Origin of the sequence: Rufibacter ruber, assembly GCF_001647275.1 — a bacterium.
GTDB lineage: Bacteria > Bacteroidota > Bacteroidia > Cytophagales > Hymenobacteraceae > Nibribacter > Nibribacter ruber_C.
In genome coordinates this window covers 15,000-36,412 of sequence record NZ_LRMM01000056.1, presented here as the reverse complement: position 1 = coordinate 36,412, position 21,413 = coordinate 15,000, and the positions used below count along the sequence as shown (strand labels likewise).

The window sequence follows — 21,413 nt, the reverse complement described above, 5'->3', positions numbered from 1 at the left end:
AACAGGCCGAAAACGCACTTTTGTTTGTAGAGCCTTGCCTGCCGCATAGTACAGGCGGCGGCCATAGCCCTGCGTTGCTGCTAATGCCAGGTTTAGCGGCATTTTTCTGAAGCCCTTCTTGGGCCTTTCATGGCGCCAGCGTCCGCTTGCACCCAGATGTGCTCGTTTTCCTTTCGCCGAATGTAAACCTTGCCTTCCCCACCCTTCTGCCACCATTTGCTCTTCCGGATTAATAATTTCCGCACGCGTGTTTTGGAACCCAACTGTAGACAGCAGTGCAGCGTAAGTGGCTGGTAAAGAGTAGGTAAGCCAGTAAATGTCATTTTCGCTGTTTTCAGGAAAACAGGCCGAAAACGACATTTGCTGCAACAGGGATTCTTTCTGTTTCTCAAAGGTGCCTTCGGCCTTGGCCTAACTTTCAGATGACCAGAGCCTGTGGTATGCACTGGGCCGGGGTTGCCACCAGCAGTAGGCCATCCAGCCAAATGTGGTCGGCTTTGATACCTCTCAACAGGTTCAATGGGGATTCTTTTTAGTTTTTGATATGCTCCTGGGTAAGAGTAAAATGACAGGGTTTATTATATTGAGTAAAAGGCTGTTAGCCTCTGGTGGTTCTTAGAGCAGGTTTAAGTTTGTCTTTTGCGCTGGAGACGGGTATCTAAAGAACCTGACTTCGCCTTTTTGTCGCACCATAGCGCTACTATGCTGCTCAAAAAACGCTATAGAAGAACCTTGCGCTCCCCGTTTTCACTTGCAAAATCAAAATGTAAACAAGCTCTAAACATGCCCTTAACCAGTTGCACCTTTAAATCTGATGTAGATCATGTCTTGGCATGATGCCCATCATAGGTGCTACCAGAAGGCCTTGGTTTATTTGTGCATCACATTTCCTATCAAAGAAAGCAATCATGGAAACTATCTTATGCCCCGTTGATTTTTCTGACGCCGGAGTAAATGCGGTCAGGTATGCCAATGAACTTGCCCAGCGCATGAAGGCGCAAATAGTGCTTTACTATAACCTGTATGAGCCAAGCGTGCTGGAAACCACTCTGGACGCAGGCGCCTCTTCTGTGCCCTTGAGAGACGAGCAGGTAGAGCGGTCAGTGCAGGGCAAGCTGGAGTCACTTAAGAAGGTGTTTGAAGACGAAGAACAGGGGGAGGCGGTGCCCTTCCAGATCAAATTGAGCCATGGGGTTACCCGGGAAGCCATTCCGGAAACCGCCCGGCAATTGTGGGCTGACCTGATTGTCATGGGCCATGAAGAGGCAGAGGGCCTGGAGGAAATTGTACAGCACTCACTTGCGGCCCACGTAATAAAAGAAGCCGCTTGCCCGGTACTCATCATTCCGGTGAAAGCGGCCTTCCAACCGGTCCGTAAAATAGTGTTTGCCACTGATTTAACCGGAGAGCCCTTTGGTGATGTTTCTTTTGTCTCCAGAATTGCCGGTCTGTTTGGGGCGGAAATCATGTTCCTGCACATTTTGACAAAAGATTCCCCAGAAAAAAGGGAACAGGCGCAAAGTGCGTTAGAGGCAATTCGGGAACGCTTGGCATACCATAACGCCTCACTCCATGTAGTGGAGGAAGCCCAGGTAGAAGAAGGAATCAGCCGGTTCTGCCGTGACCACCATGCCAACATGCTGGTACTGGGCTTTCACCCAAGAAGTTTCTGGCAGCACCTTTTGCCAGGAAACTACACCCAGGAAATGGCCTGCCATACCTATTTGCCCATGCTGCTGGTGCATTTCAGGCGTTAATCCCTCCCTTACCCCTCTGCGGCAGTGCTCTCAGATACCTCTCCCTGCCCTGCTGTTTTCCTTTCAGCAAAACCACGCCGTGCCCCTGGAGAACGTAGGGGCGGTAGCGCTTCTTAAGAAAGCCGCCTTTGCTGAGTGACCTGTTTTACTGCCTATACTTCTCCAAAATAATGTATCATGAAAACGTACACTCTTCCATTCTCTGAAATCAACCTGCAGCACCTGCCAGTGGTGGGCGGGAAAATGCCTCATTGGGTGAAATGTTCCATCACCTGTCTAGCCTCCAGATCAACATTCCGGACGGTTTTGCGACAACAGCTTGGGCGTACCAGCTATTTTTAGAGGAGAATGGGCTTATCCCGGAGATTGAGGGGCTGTTAAAGGACCTGGATACACAGGAGTTTTCTAACCTGCCTGCCATTGGGCACCAGATTCGCACCTTACTTCTACAAAGCCACCTTCCTGAAGAGGTTGTCCAGGCCATTAAGGTTTCTTACGGGAAATTGTGCGCCCAATATGACCTGCCCATACAGGTGGCTGTCAGGAGTAGCGCCACGGCAGAGGATCTGCCAAGTGCCAGTTTTGCGGGCCAACATGAATCTTACCTGAACGTGTCTGGGGAGGCAGATGTTCTGGCTGCCTGCCTGCAGTGTTACGCCTCCCTCTTTACAGACCGGGCCATCAAGTACCGGCATGACCACGGGTTTGAACACCTAAAGGTGTACCTCTCCGTAGGAATTCAGAAAATGGTGCGCTCGGACCTCGCCAGTGCGGGGGTTTGTTTCACCATAGACCCTGAATCTGGTTTTGAGAAGGTGGTACTGGTAACCGGCAGCTGGGGTCTGGGGGAAAATGTTGTGCAGGGTGCCGTGAACCCAGATGAATTCTGCGTGTTCAAGCCCACACTGCGGGAGGGTAAAAACGCCATCATCAACAAAAAATTAGGCAGCAAAGCCCACACCATGGTATATACAAACCCTGGTGAACAAGAAGGCCGCCGGATTATGAACGTGGAGACTCCTTTAGCCCAACGGGAGAGGTATATACTGGAGAATGCCGAGATTACCCAGATTGCCAACTGGGCCCTGAAGATTGAAGAGCATTACGGCCAACCCATGGACATTGAATGGGCCAAAGACGGTGTTACAGGGGAAATCAGCATTGTGCAGGCGCGCCCGGAAACCGTTCACAGCCAACAAGGGAACGCCCTGAAAGTGCACACCTACACCCTGCTGGAGAAGGGCCCTTTGCTGGTGAGCGGGAAAGGGATTGGGCAACGCATCATTAGCGGGGTGGCCAGAATCCTGGATTCGCCCAAAGACGCCGCGTTACTCCAGCCTGGCGAGATATTGGTCACCGACATCACCACCCCTGACTGGGACCCCATCCTGAAGAAAGTATCAGCCATTATCACCAACAAAGGAGGCCGAACCAGCCACGCCGCCATAGTGGCACGTGAAATGGGAGCACTGGCCGTAGTGGGCACAGGAAATGCCACTGAGGTACTAAAAGATGGGCAGCTGCTCACCATCTCCTGCGCTGATGGGCAGAATGGGCTGGTATACGCCGGCAAGCTGGCCTGGAAGGAAGAGGAGCTTGACTTCAGCCACCTGGCCAAACCAAAAACGCAGACCATGCTCATCTTGGGTGACCCGGACAAAGCGTTTCAATACGCTGCCTATCCCAACGATGGGGTAGGGTTGATGCGGCTTGAGTTCGTGATCAATGACAGTATTCAGATACACCCCATGGCGCTGGTAAAGTACCATGAGCTGCAAGATGAGAACGCCAAAGCCCTCATTGACCAACTCACCCACCATCACCGCAACAAAGAAGACTATTTTGTGGAGAAACTGGCCCAGTCAATAGCCACCATAGCCGCGGCCTTTTATCCCAAAGACGTGATTGTGCGCATGAGCGATTTTAAAACGAACGAATATGCCAACCTGATTGGGGGGAGGGAGTTTGAGCCTGTGGAGGAAAACCCTATGCTGGGCTTTAGGGGAGCGTCCCGCTATTACAATTCCCGGTACCGTGAAGGGTTTGGGCTTGAATGCCGGGCCATGAAAATGGTGAGGGATGACATGGGACTCACCAATGTGAAGGTCATGATCCCGTTCTGCCGCACGGTGGCCGAGGGCGAGAAGGTACTGCAGATGATGGCAGACTACGGTTTGCAGCGGGGGCACAATGGCCTGGAGGTGTACGTGATGGCTGAGATACCCAGTAACGTGCTGCTGGCCCGGGAATTTGCCCAACACTTTGATGGCTTTTCCATAGGCTCTAATGACCTGACCCAACTCACCCTGGGCATAGACCGTGACTCCTCAATTGTCAGTGACTTGTTTGACGAAAACAATGAGGCGCCCAAAGCCATGATTTCAATGGTGATTAAGGCCGCCAGGGAAACGAACACCAAAATAGGCCTCTGTGGCCAGGCACCTAGTGACTTCCCCCAATTTGCCTCTTTTTTAGTGGAAGAGGGGATTGACAGTATCTCCTTTAATCCAGATGCCCTGCTCAAAGGCATTGAAAACATTCTTGCCGCAGAAGAATCCAGGCAATCAAGGTTTACGGAACAGGTGCGGGAAGAGCCAGATGGGCGCGTGTTGGCCTAAGGGTGCCTGCGCAACCCTGATGCCCACCTCAGCTATTACTCTCTTGTAATAAAAACCAAAAACAATGGAAGCAGGTTAGTGTTTTCTATTGGAAATAGCAAGACGCTAATAAGTGAAGTGCAAGGCGGCCGTTTTCTGTTTTGGGGCTGTTTTCAGAAAAACAGCCCCAAAACGCTTTCCTTCAAACAGGCAGTACTACTACAGGTTCAACGTTCCCGCAATTTCCTTTAAGGCAACTTCGCCTATTTTGGCTAAATATTGCGCGTTGCTGTACCGCACGGTAGCGTTTACATAGTTCAGCTGCGCATCCCTAACCTCCATAGTGGTGATGCTGCCCAGGCGGTATTTCTCCATGGTAATGTCCAGGTTTTGGCGGGCAATGCGCTGGTTGTTTTCCTCCAGGCGCACCAGGGTCAGGTTGGTGAGGTAGGTCTGGTAAGCAGAGGCCAGTTGTGCGTTCAGGCTTTGGTTGACCTGTTCCAGTTGCAGTTGCGCACTGTTGATCACAATGTTGGCATTCTGCTCCAGCCGGCGCTGGTTAAACCCGTTGAAGAGGTTGATAGAAGCATTCACGCCGTAAGTAAGGCCGTTCCCCGTGGAAAGCGTGGAGAACCCCAGAGCTGCCCGGTTTCGGGAGAAACTGTACCCGGTGGTCACCCCTAGGGTGGGCAGACGGCCCGCCCGTACCTGTTTGGCTTCCAGTTCGGCTATTCTTCTGTTGAGCACGGCCGCTTTGAGGGCGGGGTTCTGCTGTTCAACCTGCGCAGAAAGTTGACCAAGGGTGAGTTGGTCATCTATGGTAATGCCGTCTGCCACACTAAAGTTGATGTTCACGTCACGGGCCATGATCTCGTTCAGCCTGATCTTGGTGTTACGGTACAGCTCCTGTTGTCTTAACAGGTTGGTGGTGTCAGTGTTAAAATCAACCTGGGCATTCAATACCTCCAGGCGGGCGGCTTTTCCTATCTGGAACCGGTTTTGCGCTAACTCTACCCTGAACCTGGACAGGGAAACGGCGGTGTCATAGGCGCGTAACTGCTGTTGCTGCTGCACCAGCTCGTAGTAGGTGCTGATCACATCACCCACGCGGGTCAACACCGTCTGCTGCAGGTTGGCCTCGCCCAGCTTTTCCAGTTCCTGGAGCTGCTCATACCGGGCAAACATCCTGAACCCGTCAAAGACAGTCCAGGTAAGCCCCACCCCGTAATTCAGGTTGGAGCCACGGCCCCAGCTTACTTCCCGCACATCTCCGTTTTGTTGGGTCTGGGAGTTGTTCTGAAGGGTGTTGGTATTGTTTAAGGTGCCGGTAACCGCTGGCAGCATGCCCGCGTTGCCGCGGCTTACGTTGTTTTCGGCAATGCGCTCGTCATTGCTGGCGAGCTTTATGTCATAGTTTCGTTCCAGGGCAATTCTAACGGCGTCTTCTAAGGTAAGAAGTTCCTGGGCGTGCGCCTTTCCCGTGCAAATGAGGAGGGAGAGGAGTAGAAGGCCCAGGAGCCTGCTTTTATGGTATGTCATCTCTAAAATTGATTCAGGAATTAAATTAATGCGCCACCGCCTTCTCATACTCTTCAATATGGTCAAACTCTGGGTGGTGGGTACGCTCCCGTGACCACATGGCATAGATGGCCGGGATCACAAACAGGGTCAGGACGAGGGAGAAGATGGTTCCGCCCACAATCACAATCCCCATGCCCATGCGGCTCTGTGCGGCAGCCCCCAGGGCCAGCGCAATGGGCAAGGCGCCCAGGGCAATGGCCAAACTGGTCATGAGAATGGGCCGGAGACGGGCTTCAGCGGCTTCCAGAATGGCTTCCATTTTAGGTTTGCCCTCTTCGCGGAGCTGGTTCGCAAATTCCACAATCAAAATACCGTTCTTCGTTACCAGGCCAATCAACATGATGGTCCCAATCTGGCTAAAAATGTTCCAGGTCTGGCCAAACAGCCACAGTGACAGCATAGCCCCGGCCACCGCCATCGGTACCGTTAAGATAATGATGAACGGGTCTATAAAGCTTTCAAACTGCGCCGCCAGAATGAGGTAAATCAACAGCAAGGCCAACCCGAAGGCGAACATGGTGTTAGACCCGCTCTCCACAAAGTCACGCGACTCCCCGCCTAGGTCAGTAGAGAAGGTTTTGTCCAGTACCTGGTCCCTGATGCGGTCCATGGCGGCAATACCGTCGCCAATACTCTTGCCCGGGGCCAAACCGGCCGAAACCGTGGCCGACAGGTAGCGGTTGTTGTGGTACAGCTGCGGCGGACTGCTACGCTCTTCCATCTTTACCAGGTTGTCCAGCTGGATCAACTGGCCGGTAGAGCTCCGCACGAACAGGGACGTTAAATCCATGGGGTCATTGCGGTCTGGGCGGTCAAACTGGCCCATTACCTGGTACTGGCGCCCGTTCATCAGGAAATACCCGAAACGCTGGCCGCTCAAAGACAGCTGCAGCGTCTGCGCCACGTCAATCACTGACACGCCCAGGCTTTGCGCTTTCTCGCGGTCAATGGTGATGTTGATCTCAGGCTTGTTGAACTTCAGGTCCACATCTGCCATGGTAAAAGTAGGGTCATTGTTGACCGCCTCCATGAACTGGGGCACCTTCTCCTGCAGTTTCTCAAAGTTGGGTGCCTGAATAATGTATTGAATGGGTTGCCCCCCGCGGCGGTTCACTGAGATGGTAGGCTGCTGGGTCACGTTGGTACGCGCCTCTGGGTACCGACTCACCAGCTTGTTGAGGTAATCTGCAACGTCGGCCTGGGAACGCTCCCGTTCTTCTGCCGGTTTCAGGGCCAGGCGCATCATACCGCGGTTCACAGAACCAGCCCCGCCAAAGCCAGGCGAGGTGATGACCAGGTTCACCTGTTTTTCAGGGATGGAATCATTCACCAACTGGGTCAGCTCCTCCATAAAGCGCTCCATGTACTCATAAGAGGCACCTTCCTGGGCGGTAGAGATTACCCGCAGCATGCTGCGGTCATCATAGGGGGCGGTTTCTTTCTGCAGGGTGGTGTAAAACAGCACAATCAAACCCAGACACACGGCAATGATGGGGAAACTCACCCACTTCCGCTTCATGAAAGAGCCCAGTGATTCAGCGTAGCTGCTGTTCATTTTCTGGAAGAAGGGCTCTGTCCAGTCATAGAATTTTGAGCGTTTGTGGGTGCCCCCTTTCATCAGGTAGGCGTTCAGCATGGGCGTCAACGTCAGGGAGACAAAGGCAGAGATCAATACGGCTGCGCCGATCACCACGCCAAATTCCCTGAACAGCCTGCCCACAAACCCTTCCAGGAAGATGACCGGCAGGAACACGGCCGCCAACGTGATGGAGATGGAGATAACCGCAATGAAAATCTCATTAGAGCCTTTGATGGCCGCCTCAATGGGAGACATGCCTTCTTCTACCTTCTTGTAGATGTTCTCTGTCACCACAATCCCGTCATCTACCACCAGACCCGTAGCCAGTACAATAGCCAGCAGGGTCAGAACATTGATGGAGAAGCCGCACAGGTACATGATGAAGAACGTGGCGATCAAGGACACCGGGATGTCAATCAACGGACGGAAGGCGATGCCCCAGTCCCTGAAGAACAGGTAAATGATGATAATCACCAGCACCAGGGCAATCAGGATGGTCTCGGCTACCTCGGTCACAGATTTCTTGATGAACACCGTGTTGTCCATCACAATGTCCAGCTGCAGGTCTTTGGGCAGTTCGGTTTTCAGCTTTTCAAACTGGTCATAGAAGTTGCCGGCAATCTCCAGGTAGTTGGTGCCCGGCTGCGGGATAATGGCCATCCCCACCATGGGTTTGCCAGATTCCGTCATTTTGGTTTCCAGATTCTCCGGACCTAGTTCGGCCCGGCCAATGTCACTGAACCGGGTAATGGTTTCGCCCTTAGAGGAAAGAATCAGGTTGTTGAATTGTTCTGCAGTAGAGAGGTTCCCCAAGGTTCTAACGGTAAGCTCTGTATTGCTTCCGCTTACTTTACCAGTAGGCAGCTCCACGTTCTGGCGATTCAACGCAGTGCGTATGTCTCCCACGGTTAAGCCGTACGAGGCCAGTTTCATAGGGTCCAGCCACAGGCGCATAGCGTACCGCTTCTGCCCCCAGATCTGCACGCTACTCACCCCCGGAATGGTTTGCAGGCGCTGGGAAATCACGTTCTCTGCGTAGTCAGAAAGCTGCAGCTGGTCCCGCACATCGCTTCTTACCGTCATGGTGATGATGGGCTCAGAGTCGGCATCTGCTTTGGAGACAACCGGTGGGGCGTCAATGTCTTCTGGCAGGCTCCTCACCGCCTGAGACACCTTGTCCCGCACGTCATTGGCCGCCTCTTCCAGGTTTTTCTCCAGGTTGAACTCAATGTTGATGTTGCTGGAGCCCTGGTTGCTGGTAGAGGAAATGTTCCGGATGCCGTCAATAGAGTTGATGGCCTTCTCCAGGGGCTCAGTGATCTGAGATTCAATGATGTCTGAGTTGGCCCCGGAATAACTGGTGCGCACAGACACAATGGCCGGGTCAATAGAGGGGTATTCCCGCACGCCCAGGAACGTGTACCCAATCACCCCGAACAGCATCAGGAGCAGGTTGAGCACAATCGTGAAGACCGGGCGTTTTATACTGGTGGTGGATAAACTCATTTTCTGATTTAGTTTTTTGGTTTAGCCAGCGCAATGCGCACCGGGCTTCCTGGTTTCAAAGACAACACACCCGTGGTTAACACCGTATCCCCGGGATTCAATCCTGAAGTCACCAATAAATCATCTTCAGTGCGGGTGCTGGTCTCAATCATCACCTCTTTGGCTTTTCCGCCTTCCGCAATGAATACTTTCTTTCCGTTCTGTATGGGTATGACCGCCTCAGTGGGCACTAAGAGCGCGCCCTCTATCACCGCCAGCGGCAGCTGTACATTGGCAAAAGAACCCGGCAGCAGCGTGCCGTTGGGGTTGGCGGCTTTGGCCCGTAACTGCAGAGTGCGGGTGCTGGCTTCAATGTTGGGCTCAATGGCGTAGACTTTCGCTTTGAACTTGTCTTGTGAACCGGCCACTGTAAAGGTAAGCTCTGCATTCTGTTTAACCTGGCCGGCATATTTCTCAGGAACGGCAAAGGTGATTTTTACCGGGTCTGAGCTCACCAGCGTGGTCACCACAGTTTCTGGTGACAAATAACTGCCCATAGAGATGTTCCGGAGGCCCACTTTGCCGGAGAATGGCGCTACCACAGAGGTTTTAGCCATCTGCGCCTGAATTAACTGAATCTGGGCCTGCGCCGTTCTCAGGTCAGCGCTGGCAATATCGTACTCTTCCCGGCTGATCGCCTCTTTCTCCAGGAGGAGCTTGGCGCGCTGCGCGTTTTCGGCGGCCAGGTTTCTTCTGGTCTGCGCCTGTGACAACTGCGCCCGCAGCTCAGAGTCGTCAATTTTGAGGAGCACCTGGCCTTTGCGCACGTTGCTTCCTTCCTGGAAATTGATGCTGCGCACCAGGCCAGACACCTGGCTTCTGATTTCCACCTGCTCATTGGCCTCAATTGAACCCGTGACAGACAGGGAATTGGCGAACTGCCGCGGAGCCAGGACAACGCCGCTTACGCGCATGGCCGGAGCCCCGCCGGGACCGCCTGGCCCTCCCGGGCCCCGTCCGCCGCCGCCCGGGCCACCGCCCGCCTGTTCCTTATTGCTGGAAATCCTGTAATACACTAAAGCTCCCAGTCCAACAACGAGCAGCGCGTAAACAATGTGTTTGATTTTCATAGGTGTGGTAAAAGCATTAAAAGAATGAAAGCCCGGGCTATGGAACCCACGCTCATGTATCTACATGTGTTAAGGAGGCAAAACATAAGAATAGCCAGAAGCAGTTCCGGCTAAAGGAAGCAACTGGCAAACTTAGAAGGAATTCTTAGGGAAAACAGGTGCTAAGGATAACTTTCCTGCGGAAGGAGATGGGAGACAACAGGTGGAAGGTTGGCTGTAATCCTGAGAGCCGAAAGGGGGGGAGCCATCAGGGGTAAGAGCGTTTCTTTCATTCCGCAGAGGGGTTAGAGTAGAATAAATGCGTATAAGCTTCCGCGTAGATGGTCTGAACCAACCTCTACTTAACGGCAGCGGGTAAATTTATTGCGTTTTTTGCCTAATTTTAAAAAATAGACACCAAACCTAGGCAAAGGTTTAAAAGGGCGGGTAAATATTTTACCGCTGCTGTTCTTTAATTTCCGCACCGTTGTATATACAATAATCATGCCTGTTCCTGCTGCTCCAGATAAAAAAGCCAACTTTTTTCAAGACGTTTATGAAGTGGTCAAACTTATTCCGCCGGGGCGGGTGTCATCTTACGGCGCCATTGCCGCGTACCTGGGCTCAAAAGGCTCGGCCAGAATGGTGGGCTGGGCTCTCATTGCCTCCCATGCCCAGCACGGGGTGCCGGCGCACCGGGTGGTGAACCGCAACGGGCTGCTCACCGGCAGGCAGCACTATGACGCACCCAACGCCATGCAGGAATACCTGGAGCAGGAAGGGGTGGAGGTGAAAGACGGCCAGGTGGTAGAGTTTAAGAGGCTGTTCTGGGACCCGGCCAAAGAGTTGCTGTAGTGCTGGTGGAGAGGATTCCTGTTTTGGGTTGTTTTCCGGAAAACAGCCTCAAAACAGGAATCCCCTCCCTGAAATTGCCTTCATTGCCCGCAATTCTCATACCTTGCCGCCGCCGGGTACCGTCTCTGTGACCGGGCCGGTAAGCGCAGAAAGGGTTGTGAACACGCTGATGGAGAACAGTAACGTTGCTGGCCCTGATCTTTCCCTGTATATTGTCTGAATTCATGCCCCACACCCCAGACCCCAACAAAATTTCAAAGAAGAAGCAGTTTTACCCGGTCAATGAGCGGCTGCGGCGCTATTTGCGGGAATATGACCGGGCGGCCCCCCTGCCAATCAGCTACCAGGACCTGCTCCACTTCTCAGATGCCTACCCGCTGTTTGACCGCCACGGCCGCGATACGCTCTGGCAGACGGTGGTGTATGACCAGAGCCAGATGCCCCTGATTTACAATGGTCTGCTGCGCATTTACGTGCAGCTCAAGTCTGGGGGCGGTGAGAGCGTGCTGGAGCAGCTGTCTGTGCAGCGGGTAGACTACTGCACGTTCGGGAATTCCAACCCGTTCCGGATCAGGATAGTGAACCTGCTCAATGATAACTATGACTACTTCTACTTCAAGAAGGCAGACGCCTCCCGTATTTACGGCCTGGAGCTGGAGCACGTGCTGTCGCCTAACCGCATCAACTACCTGGTGCAGGACGGCTCCCTGATTGAGGAGCACATTGCCGGCATTCCCGGCGACGAGTTCATCAAGAGCTACCTGGACCGCCCCAACTTGAACAAGGTGCGCATAGCCAAGGAGTTTGTGAAATTCAATGAGCGGTGCTTTGCGCTGCTGCTGGGTGATATGCGCTCGTACAACTACGTGGTGGTGGTGACGCCAGATTTTGAGGATGAGCAGTACCGCGTGCGGCCCATTGACTTTGACCAGGAAAGTTATGAAGGCCGAAAGAGCATGTACCTGCCCCAGTATTTCAAAGACAACAACCCCATAGTAGCCCTGTGTACCCGCTGGCTGCACACAGAAACCATGAAGCAGTACCAGAACGAGGAGCGCACCCTGCTGTTCCGGCGCATCAGGTCAGCGCGCTACCGGCTCAAGGACCTGATTGACTGCCTGCGCAAAGACGTGATCTCCACCCCTGAGAAGGTGCAGCAGCTGCGGCATGAACTGGCCGCCCACCACCAGAACCAGGATTTTTACCAGTGCCAGTCTATGGGTGATATTGTGCGGCTGCAGCTCAAACTGATGGTGCGGCACTTGAAGTGATGCCTGTTTTGGGGCTGTTTTCAGAAAAACAGCCCCAAAACAGGAAAAGCACCGTCTGCTGGCGGCGAAAACTTCAGCCAGAATCCCGTTGATTACGTATAGGGCGGGATGATTGCTCTTATGCCTACCCACGTTCTGTCACGGGTTCAGCCGTTTCTGGTCCTTTTCAAAGAAGCTTTTCTGCTTTTCCGGCAGAATGACCCTTTGCGGCTCGCCTCCTCGGCGGCTTTTTTCGCCTTGTTTTCCCTGCCGCCCATTCTGCTGCTGCTGGTGTCTGTGCTGGGCATTGTCTTTAATGACGCCCTGATCACCGGCGAATTGTTTGACCACATGTCGGCCGTGGTGGGGGAGAACGTGGCGAGCCAGGTGGAGCTGATCCTGACCAACTTCCTGGATTTGCAGGGCAACGGCTGGGCGGCGGTGCTGAGCTTTCTGTTCCTCACGTTTGTGGCCACCACCTTGTTCAGCGTGATCCAGAACTCCATTAACCAGCTCTGGAGCATCAGGCTGCGCGGCCAAGGCCATTTGAAAGACGCGCTGCGCAACCGGTTCAGGGCCCTGCTGATCATCTACTCCAGCGGTCTGCTGTTTCTGGCCTCGCTGGTCACTGACGCTTCTTTTGCCTTCATCAACGACCATTACACTATTTTAGACGAGCATTTTCAGCTGCACCTCATGCAGGTGGTGAACCGCGTGGTGGGCCTGGTGGTGGAGACCGCCTGGTTTGCCATTATCTTCCGGTACCTGCCTTTCGGTTATATGCCCCAACGGGCCATCTGGGTAGGGGCGGCCGTTACGGCGCTTCTTTTTCTGATTGGGAAACTGGTGCTGGCCCGGCTGCTGGTGAATAGTGACCTGGGCTCTATTTACGCCACCTCCGGCTCTGTGGTGGTGCTGCTGCTGTTTATCTTCTACTCCTCCATGATCTTCTTTTTTGGGGCGTGCTTTACACGGGTGTACGCCCGTGCCATTGGGGAGCCGCTGCAGCCCAAGCCGTTCGCCACGTTCTATGAGTGGAAGGATACGGATCAAACGCCATTTTAGGCCTGTTTTGAGAAAAACAGGCCTAAAACGGAGTTTCCCTGTGACCCGTTAAACGTTTGCCCCGCTTGTTTCAGCCTGGTCCGGGCCTAAGCAAACGGGGCAAACGCATGTTCGCTTTTCTTCAGGCATTGCCGCGGCTTTTGTGTAAATTGCCATTCCTCTGCCGGGCAGAGAATTCTAAACAAAACTTTCAAACACGATATGCAAAAAACCAAAAACATGTGGTTGGCTTCTGCCCTCACCGGGCTGGTAGCCTTTGGGTGTAGTAAGCCTGCCGTGCAGCAATCTGCCTCTGCCACAGAATCTGCGGCGGTGACTGCGTCTGAACCTGCGGTCAAAGGCATTGGGCTGGACATGAACAACCTGGACCGGAGCGTCTCGCCCTGTGAGGACTTCAACCTTTTCGCCAATGGCGGATGGCTGAAACGCAACCCAATTCCCGCCTCTGAGAGCCGCTGGGGCAGCTTCAATGAGCTGGCTGACCAGAACAATGCCACCCTCCGCGAGGTAATACAGTCGGCCGTAGCCCAGACCAATGCCGCCCAAGGGTCTTCTACCCAACTGGTGGGTGACTTCTATGCCGCCGGTATGGATTCTGCCGCCATTGAAAGAGCCGGCCTCACCCCCCTGAAGCCAGAGCTGGACCGCATCAATGCCATGAAGAACCGCGCAGACCTGCTCACCACCATGGCGCACCTGAAGACCATTGGCCGTGGCGGTGTGTTTGGGTTCTATGTGGGGCAGGATGACAAGAACAGTACGCAGTACATTGTCAATATCACCCAAAGCGGCCTGGGCCTGCCAGACCGTGACTATTACCTGAAAGATGATGCCCGCTCTCAGGAGATCAGAACCGAGTACCAGAAACACATGACCAACATGTTCCAGCTGTTGGGAGACACTGAGGCCGCAGCCAAAAAGAATGCGGCCAAGGTGCTGGAGATGGAAACCCGGCTGGCCAAGGCCTCCATGACCCGGGTGCAGCAGCGTGACCCGCACGCCACCTATAACAAGATGACGGTGCCCGAACTGCAGAAGCTGTCGCCTAACTTCAACTGGCCCACCCTGCTGAAGAACCTGAGCGTGACCGGTGCCAAAGAGGTGATTGTGGCGCAGCCGGCCTTCCTGAAAGAAGCGAACACCATGCTTTCGGCGGTGCCGGTGTCTGATTGGAAGACGTATCTGCGCTGGCATCTGGCCCGCACCTCGGCGGCCTACCTGCCGCAGGCGTTTGTACAGGAGAACTTCAACTTCTACAGCAAGTTCCTGAGCGGTGCCAAGGAAATGCAACCCCGCTGGAAGCGCGTGCTGCGCATGACTGACGCCACCGTGGGCGAGGCCCTGGGCCAGGAGTACGTAGAGAAAGCGTTCTCGCCAGAAGCCAAGGCTCTGGAAATGGTGAACAACCTGCGCGCCGCCTTTCAGGAACACGTGAAAAACCTGGAGTGGATGAGCGAGGCCACCAAGCAGCAGGCGTTGAACAAGCTGAACGCCTTTGCGGTAAAGATTGGCTACCCAGATACCTGGAAAACCTACCAGGGCCTGACGGTGAGCCGCGCCTCTTACCTGCAGAACGTGCTGAACGCCTCCAAATGGGGATTCCTGGACAACGTGAACAAGCTGGGCAAACCGGTTGACCGCGCGGAGTGGGGCATGACACCGCCAACCGTGAATGCCTACTACAACCCGTCTATGAACGAGATTGTGTTCCCCGCCGGAATTCTGCAGCCGCCTTTCTTTGACCCCAAAGCCGATGACGCTGTAAACTACGGGGGCATGGGGGCGGTTATTGGCCACGAGCTGACCCACGGGTTTGACGACCAGGGCAGCCAGTATGACCCGCAAGGCAACCTGCGGGACTGGTGGACCGCTGAGGACAAAGCCAAGTTCAAATCACGTACAGATCTGGTAGACCGCCAGTACAGTGCCTTCCAACCGGTAGACAGCGTGTTTGTGAACGGGAAACTCACTATGGGTGAAAACATTGCAGACATTGGCGGTTTAAACATAGCCTTCACGGCACTGCAAAAAGCCATTGCCAACAAGAATATAGGCAAGATTGACGGTTTCACGCCAGAGCAACGTTTCTTCCTGGCCTGGGCGCAGATTTGGAGAACCAACGCCACGGAGAAGTTCCTGCGCCAGCAGGTGTTGACAGACCCGCATTCCCCGGCCTCGTTCCGGATCAACGGTCCGTTGTCTAACATGCCACAGTTCTACAAAGCCTTCGGGTGTGGCCCAGGCAACAAAATGTACCGCCCAGAGGCGGAACGCGTGAACATCTGGTAGTTCTGTTTTAGGGCTGATTTTCAGAAAACAAGTCAAAAACGCACCTCAGCAACGGGGTGCGTTTTTTTATGCGCCAGCAGGTAGGCTTTGGCTCAGACGCTCGTGAGAGCACGGCAGCCTGGGAGGGCCTACTGAGCAGGTGGTCCCGCGGGGCCAGAGGTGCATGAACCTGAAGTTATCTGCCATCTGTACAGATCTAATCCATAGGCCCGTGCCTCAGCCATGCGTGAAGTGGTAGGTGAATTTTACTTTATTCGCCTCGCCCGCTCCCCAAAATTCCTGATTGGGGAATGCTGTGGGGAGAATCCCCCTTCGCCCCGTCCAAGGCGGAAAACCAGCTGGAGTTAGAAGGCACGGAAGTAACTTCCGCGCCATAGAAGGGCAGAAGAGGGAGCTATAGAGGGCAGAGGTAATGTGAGGCTGCCGCCTCATGGAAGCTGAAAGCTTCCGCCGTTATAGTTCCAAGTTGGAAACTTGAACCAGACCAACAAACAAGCAACAATGAACCATCAACACTTCTGCCCCTGGCTGATGTGCGCAGCACGGGCTCGCCACAGGCTAGCGGGACAGCAACGGTTACCTGCAGAGGCAGACATAACATCACAAGCTATTACAGGAGAGGAACCCAAACCAGTCCTGGCGGTGAGCGCCTCTGTTCATACGGTGCCGAAGGCAACGCCAAAGGCGTAGTTTTAACAGCAGTGCTCACCGGCAGGACGGGGCCCCGCGGCCGTGAGCGCTTACCGGAAAAGATGAAACAGTACAGCTACTAAACCACCGCGTCAACCGCCAAAGCCAGGGGATTAACGGACTACGCACTGCCCTGCAGTATTAAACAGCACCGCCAGGGGAGCAGCGAATAACGCATTTCAGCAGCAATACAGCAGTGAACAACAGGCTGTCCACGGCAGCGGCGGCAATTGGAAGTTGCCAAACTCAGGAAGCAGCAACCGCCACCGCCAGCGGAACAGCAGACCACGCGTACCTGCAGGAGAAGAGGCCCCTTTTTTAGCCAGGCCATCCTGCACTGCAATAGAATGACAGATAGCAGCCGTGGATTATCAAACTCTGTTAAACGCCAAAGGAACAAGAGCCAAAAAGGAAGGAATTGGGCAAGCCTGCCAAACAGAAACGGAATTTACCTAATCACCTTTACTTTCATCCCTACATCCTTCACCGGCCATTTCTGCTGGTCTACAGTGACGGCGGCAATGCTGTCTACCACCTCAATTCCTTCCACCACTTCACCAAAAACCGTGTACTGCTCATCCAGATTGGGGGCGCCGCCTTGGGTGCGGTACACTTTCTTTTGCTCGGGCGTCATGTGCAGGTTGAATTCTTTGATGGTAGACTGCAGCTCCCAATCGCTGTAGGGGTGGCCCTGCACAATGTAAAAGTCTCGGTTAGAAGACATGCGCTCCGGATTTTGGTCGTCTCCGTAGCGGGCCATGCCCACGGCGCCGCGCTTGTTGAAGTGGTGCCGTTTGATCTCGGCGGGGATGCGGTAAACCCCAATTTTCATATCCTGGAAATCTGACCTTCCCCCCTGAATCATGAAGTCTTTCTCCACCCTGAAGAACACGGTTTTGTCAAAGAAGCCGTAGTCGGCCAGCCGCACAAAGTTGGCCCGGTGAAGCGGGGTGTCATGGTAAAGCCTGATCTTGATGTCTCCCTTGGGGGTACTGATCAGGACAAGGGTATCATGGGGGTGGGCCTTCGCGTAGGCCGCCAGGGAGTCTGCGGCGGTTGAATCAGAAAGAACAGGAGGGGCAGGCGGGGCCACTGGCGCAGGTGCTGCAGGCGTCTCTGGTTTTTTCTGCTCACAGGCAAAGGTTGAGACCAGCAGTACGATCAGGAAAGAAAGGCAAACATTTGGTAAGGTTAATCTGAAATCAAGCATAAGATGTTGTTTAGAGATTTCTTTTAGTCCCTGGCGAAAGCGTCTTTAGGGTAAGCAAGTTCCTGTTTCTGGGCTGTTTTTGTGAAAGTAGCCCCAAAACGTGGGCACAAGCGTGCGCTTGCGCCAGCCAGGAGCCTCTAAATGCAGAAAACTGAAAAACGCTACACATCTTCATACGTGAAAAAAGGGTGCTGTAAGAGCATGGTCAAATTTGTTTTTTTACGCTGCAACAGGGCCACAGGAAAAATAGATTTGCTTCTTCTCACGGTGCGCTGCATAGCTCTACAAAAAGGGCTTCATTAGAAAAAGATTGTTCCCATTTCTGCTGTAAACGTTAAACGAAGAAGCTGTTTCAAGTTTTGAAAAAGTCCCTTCGCAATGTCTCCCTGATTCTGTTTCGGCTGTTTTTCAGAAAATAGCCCGAAAACAGGAATCAGGGAAGGGTGAAATACTTTCCAAAGTACCCTTGGCCCGGCAGTTGTAAATGCTCTAGTCAGTTGCAGGCACTAAGGTATAAAAGAGGCCTTTGATAACTTATTCTTTCGCGGGGCAAAGCATGATTGAATTTTGGTTTTCAGCTGTCCTGCAAATGAGGAGTAGATACCCGCTCCACTGATTCCCTTAAAACAAGGCGCAAATAACAGCAACGGTTTTGCAGGGTTTGTGGCCGTATGGGAGCATTCACAGGGGAAGATTATTTTTCTTCGCCCACGGCCATAGGCTTTCCGTTGCGGCACCACTCGCTCCAGGAGCCTACATAGAGTTTGGCACCCGTTAGACCGGCGCTTTCCAGGGCCAAAAGGGTGTGGCAGGCGGTTACGCCGGAGCCGCAATGTACAATGACCTGCTCTGGGGGCACATCGCCCAGTAGTGATTGGTACTTCTCTGCAAGTGCCTCAGGGGATTGAAACTGGCCGTTTTCCTGCAAGTTTTCCGTCAAAGGGACATTCACCGCCCCGGGAATATGACCGGCTACCGGGTCAATGGGTTCGCTTTCGCCTAAGTAACGGTAGGCATCTCGCACATCAATGACCAACCGGTGAGGGTCTTGGCTGGCCTGTGCCGTTTCTTCCAGGTCAGCGGTAGCGAGCTGCCACTGGGTAAAGGGGTAGGAGGGCAGGGCGGTGCTGGTGGCTGGTCCGTGCCCAGTGGGGAAACCTGCTGTCAGGGCGGCCTGTATGCCTCCGCTTAGTACCTGCACCTGCGTATGGCCGGCGGCTTTGAGCATCCACCAGAAACGGGCGGCCGCGTTGGCACCGCCTTTGTCATCATAGACCACCACGTGGGTCTCGGGGGAAATCCCCCGTTGGCCCAGAAGCGCGGCAAAGGCCTCCACCGGAGGCAACGGGTGCCTTCCGCCGTGGGCGGCGTTGTCCGGAACAGCCGCCAGGTCTTTCTCCAGATCTACGTACACTGCGTGGGCTAGATGTTCAGCCATGAATTGGGTAGCCGCCTGCGGGCCCGTGCGGGCGTCTACCAATACCAGATGAGGCTGCTGGGACAGCCCCAGGAGTTCCTGAGGAGTGATGATGGGTTTCATGCATGAAAAGTACAGGTCTTGGGCAAATTTCACAAACTGATCAAAGCAGGCGGGGGCACTAAGCAGAATTCTACCAGAGCTGTCTGGGCCAGTTTCCTGCCTGAGGGGCAAGCCAAGTTCCTGTTTTAGAGCTGTTTTTGTAAAACAGGTCAAAAACAGAAACAGGGGCATGTGTTGGTGACCAGAGCCATTTGCAACAGAGAGAAATATGGAAAGGGTAGTTTCTGTTGATTTAATTTTTCTTACATTTATTGGAAATATTTAATTCTCTAAACCCTTATCACTGAATTTTATGAGAAAGAAAAAAGCAGGGCACCTGGTGCTTGGTTTGCTGCTGTTCTTGGGCTGTGTTGGCTCTATCACCACTGCCGCACAGACCTTAGAGTTAAAAAATGTTACCCGGCAGGGCTTTGAAGGGCTGAAGCCGTTAGACAAAAACGGGTATTACCTGCAGTTCATTGAAGGGGCTAAGGGATCTGGGAAAACTGCCAAGCAATTGCTGCGCCTCTACATTCTGGATAATCCGTTAAAAATTGCCTCAGACTTTGTGCTGGAGCTTTTGCCCAATGAGTCTGTAGATGATGTGGCCTTTAACGGGGGCAACTTCATGGTCATTTACAGCAACCCTTTGGCCAGAACCCGCACCATGAAGGTGGTAGATAAGCAAGGGAAAGAAATTGCCACTAAGAAAATAGAGAAGCTGCCCTACCGTACGGCAGGAAGATCCTCAGCCATTGAACCGGTTGGCGCTGCAGATTTTCTGGTAATTAACTATGTGAAGGACAAAAAGTTTGGCTACAGTGTAGAACGCTTTGATGAGAAACTGGAAAGTAAGTACAGCCAGCTGCAGATTCCTGAGAAGAAAAAAATCTACCCGGTTGACTACACCCTGTCTGGCAACCGCCTGTACGTGCTGGAGTATGTAGACGCAGATGCCAGTGACTATTTTGAGTACCATTTGGCGGCCTTTGACCTGGCTACGGGGAGCCTGCTGAAATCACAGGACCTTAAAAGTGCAGACGGCAAAGCCTTTGGGTTTGCCACGTTTGTAAAACCGGCCCCCAACGGCGGTGCTGTGACCGGCGGAATGTATTTTGACTCTCCCAAAGTGCAGAAGGCCAACTCAGACGGTTTCTTTGCCGCCCAGATGAAGCCAGACGGCACGTTAGACTTTAGCTATACCAACTGGGACCAGGTGAAAAACGTGGTGAAAGACAAAAGCACGGCGGCCATGTGGGGAGGCAAAACCAAAACATTCATGCATGACCTGGTGGTGAAACCAGACGGCTCTTATACCTTGATTGGGGAGAACTACCGCCGCGGTGACAGTGACCTGGCCGGGGAGCAGTCAAAGAACGGGCTGGCAATTGCTTCCAAAGCCCTGAAAGTTACAGACCTGAGTGGTGGTGGAGAGCCTTCTGAAGAAGCGGTGACGGTGGCAGAGTTTGTATTGATTGACTATGACGCCCAGAACAAATTCACAGGAGTAAGAAAAATAGACAAGCCCAACGCGGTCACGGTGGTGAAGCTGACCCAGGAGCAGGGAAACCTATCGTACATAGGTCAGAGGAAAGGCTTGAATCTGGCGAACATCCTGAACAACTACGGGTATTTCCCTTACCGGTTCACGGCGCAGGGTACGTCCCGCCCTTACCTTACCTACTGGCAGCGGTATGACCCTTTGAAAAAGGAGCTTCTTTATTTTACCCCGTTAGATGCTCAGCAAACAGATACCGTGTCTGTAGACGTCTCTAGTGCTGACCTGCAACAGTTCCAGGCGCTGGAGAGTAGCATCACGGGCAAATTAGGTGCCTTGGGGAAACTGGCAAAGAAAGTAGAAGAGGTGAAAGGAGACGACCACAAAAATTACTTTGAGCTCAAAGGCTCCCATGACCCGTATGATTACCGCGCTAAAGATTTGAACTCCAGGGTCATGGCCAGCAACGTAGCCGGTAAGATCCTGATCTATGACTTTGTGCCGGAGCCCGGGTCAGAAAAGAAAAGCATCTTTGCCCAACTGACAGATACCACCCCCGGTACGCTGAAAGTCTGGTATATTGATATTCCCGGTAAATAGCCAGACACGCGCCCCAGGCCGGTAAGACAAGCTATGGGTAAGGCAAAAGAAACAGTTCGTTTTAGAGAAAGCACTGCTCTAAAACGAACTGTTTCTTTTGCCTTACTCTACCTGCGGGTCTTCACAGTTAATGTCTTTGAACACCTGGTTGATGGCGTCTTCAGCGGTGCGGAGTTTCTGCTTGCAGAGTTTGATCAGTTCTGAAGACCGCTGCACTTTCTGCGTCAGTTCATCTACGTCAACATCATCGTTCTCAATGGCCTTCAAGATGGCCTCTAGTTCCTGGGTGGCCTGTTTATAGCTAAGGTTGCTCATGGCAGTAATTTAAA

At 53.3% G+C, this 21,413-nt stretch carries 14 protein-coding genes; 7 read left to right on the top strand and 7 right to left on the bottom strand.

Features of this window, described 5'->3' with window-relative positions; genetic code table 11:
- The coding region (locus A8O25_RS23060) for a hypothetical protein (protein WP_153042809.1) at positions 1–369 on the bottom strand (369 nt) is incomplete at its 3' end.
- A 539-nt stretch (positions 370–908) separates the two neighbouring features.
- Between A8O25_RS23060 and A8O25_RS17290 the strand changes: the two genes are divergently transcribed.
- Positions 909–1,757, top strand: a complete 849-nt coding sequence (locus tag A8O25_RS17290; protein WP_066837384.1) for a universal stress protein — start codon at positions 909–911, stop codon at positions 1,755–1,757.
- 260 nt (positions 1,758–2,017) lie between these two features.
- Complete coding sequence (gene ppsA / locus A8O25_RS17285; protein ID WP_082893717.1) at positions 2,018–4,375, top strand: phosphoenolpyruvate synthase; 2,358 nt, start codon at positions 2,018–2,020, stop codon at positions 4,373–4,375.
- A 198-nt stretch (positions 4,376–4,573) separates the two neighbouring features.
- Here ppsA and A8O25_RS17280 read toward each other — a convergent pair whose 3' ends face one another.
- From A8O25_RS17280 to A8O25_RS17270, 3 genes are read right to left on the bottom strand one after another with little or no spacing between them, the layout of a single operon-like run.
- Positions 4,574–5,893: a TolC family protein gene (locus A8O25_RS17280; RefSeq protein WP_066837382.1), complete on the bottom strand. Its 1,320-nt coding sequence runs from the start codon at positions 5,891–5,893 to the stop codon at positions 4,574–4,576.
- Positions 5,894–5,918: 25 nt separating this feature from the next.
- Positions 5,919–9,020: an efflux RND transporter permease subunit gene (locus A8O25_RS17275; protein ID WP_066837380.1), complete on the bottom strand. Its 3,102-nt coding sequence runs from the start codon at positions 9,018–9,020 to the stop codon at positions 5,919–5,921.
- An 8-nt stretch (positions 9,021–9,028) separates the two neighbouring features.
- Entirely contained in the window at positions 9,029–10,129 is a 1,101-nt protein-coding gene (locus tag A8O25_RS17270; protein WP_066837378.1) for an efflux RND transporter periplasmic adaptor subunit, read from the bottom strand.
- A gap of 483 nt (positions 10,130–10,612) precedes the next feature.
- Between A8O25_RS17270 and A8O25_RS17265 the strand changes: the two genes are divergently transcribed.
- The 4 genes from A8O25_RS17265 (at position 10,613) to A8O25_RS17250 (ending at position 15,567) form a co-directional block, all read left to right on the top strand.
- Complete coding sequence (locus A8O25_RS17265) at positions 10,613–10,963, top strand: MGMT family protein (protein ID WP_066837376.1); 351 nt, start codon at positions 10,613–10,615, stop codon at positions 10,961–10,963.
- 212 nt (positions 10,964–11,175) lie between these two features.
- Positions 11,176–12,234, top strand: a complete 1,059-nt coding sequence (locus tag A8O25_RS17260; protein ID WP_338152759.1) for a hypothetical protein — start codon at positions 11,176–11,178, stop codon at positions 12,232–12,234.
- A gap of 120 nt (positions 12,235–12,354) precedes the next feature.
- Positions 12,355–13,278, top strand: coding sequence for a YihY/virulence factor BrkB family protein (locus tag A8O25_RS17255; protein WP_161947779.1), 924 nt, complete (start codon positions 12,355–12,357; stop codon positions 13,276–13,278).
- Between the two features lie 201 nt (positions 13,279–13,479).
- Positions 13,480–15,567, top strand: a complete 2,088-nt coding sequence (locus tag A8O25_RS17250) for a M13 family metallopeptidase (RefSeq protein ID WP_241499069.1) — start codon at positions 13,480–13,482, stop codon at positions 15,565–15,567.
- A gap of 1,138 nt (positions 15,568–16,705) precedes the next feature.
- On the opposite strand, the gene A8O25_RS17245 is transcribed toward A8O25_RS17250, so the two are convergent.
- Both A8O25_RS17245 and A8O25_RS17240 read right to left on the bottom strand, forming a co-directional pair.
- A complete protein-coding gene (locus A8O25_RS17245) occupies positions 16,706–17,467 on the bottom strand; it encodes a peptidylprolyl isomerase (protein WP_082893716.1) in 762 nt (253 codons plus the stop codon).
- A 694-nt stretch (positions 17,468–18,161) separates the two neighbouring features.
- Positions 18,162–19,007, bottom strand: a complete 846-nt coding sequence (locus A8O25_RS17240) for a sulfurtransferase (protein WP_066837410.1) — start codon at positions 19,005–19,007, stop codon at positions 18,162–18,164.
- Between the two features lie 292 nt (positions 19,008–19,299).
- On the opposite strand from A8O25_RS17240, the gene A8O25_RS17235 reads away from it, so the two are divergent.
- On the top strand, positions 19,300–21,084 hold the full coding sequence (locus A8O25_RS17235) for a DUF6770 family protein (protein ID WP_066837369.1): 1,785 nt from the start codon (positions 19,300–19,302) through the stop codon (positions 21,082–21,084).
- Positions 21,085–21,186: 102 nt separating this feature from the next.
- On the opposite strand, the gene xseB is transcribed toward A8O25_RS17235, so the two are convergent.
- Positions 21,187–21,399, bottom strand: coding sequence for an exodeoxyribonuclease VII small subunit (gene xseB, locus A8O25_RS17230; protein ID WP_066837366.1), 213 nt, complete (start codon positions 21,397–21,399; stop codon positions 21,187–21,189).
- Positions 21,400–21,413 lie beyond the last annotated feature (14 nt).

Bases quoted from the DNA above. Each gene is read 5' to 3' on its own strand.
- A8O25_RS17290 (WP_066837384.1), top strand. From the start codon at position 909: ATGGAAACTATCTTATGCCCCGTTGATTTTTCTGACGCCGGAGTAAAT.
- ppsA (WP_082893717.1), top strand. From the start codon at position 2,018: ATGTTCCATCACCTGTCTAGCCTCCAGATCAACATTCCGGACGGTTTT.
- A8O25_RS17280 (WP_066837382.1), bottom strand. From the start codon at position 5,893: ATGACATACCATAAAAGCAGGCTCCTGGGCCTTCTACTCCTCTCCCTC.
- A8O25_RS17275 (WP_066837380.1), bottom strand. From the start codon at position 9,020: ATGAGTTTATCCACCACCAGTATAAAACGCCCGGTCTTCACGATTGTG.
- A8O25_RS17270 (WP_066837378.1), bottom strand. From the start codon at position 10,129: ATGAAAATCAAACACATTGTTTACGCGCTGCTCGTTGTTGGACTGGGA.
- A8O25_RS17265 (WP_066837376.1), top strand. From the start codon at position 10,613: ATGCCTGTTCCTGCTGCTCCAGATAAAAAAGCCAACTTTTTTCAAGAC.
- A8O25_RS17255 (WP_161947779.1), top strand. From the start codon at position 12,355: ATGCCTACCCACGTTCTGTCACGGGTTCAGCCGTTTCTGGTCCTTTTC.
- A8O25_RS17250 (WP_241499069.1), top strand. From the start codon at position 13,480: ATGCAAAAAACCAAAAACATGTGGTTGGCTTCTGCCCTCACCGGGCTG.
- A8O25_RS17245 (WP_082893716.1), bottom strand. From the start codon at position 17,467: ATGCTTGATTTCAGATTAACCTTACCAAATGTTTGCCTTTCTTTCCTG.
- A8O25_RS17240 (WP_066837410.1), bottom strand. From the start codon at position 19,007: ATGAAACCCATCATCACTCCTCAGGAACTCCTGGGGCTGTCCCAGCAG.
- A8O25_RS17235 (WP_066837369.1), top strand. From the start codon at position 19,300: ATGAGAAAGAAAAAAGCAGGGCACCTGGTGCTTGGTTTGCTGCTGTTC.
- xseB (WP_066837366.1), bottom strand. From the start codon at position 21,399: ATGAGCAACCTTAGCTATAAACAGGCCACCCAGGAACTAGAGGCCATC.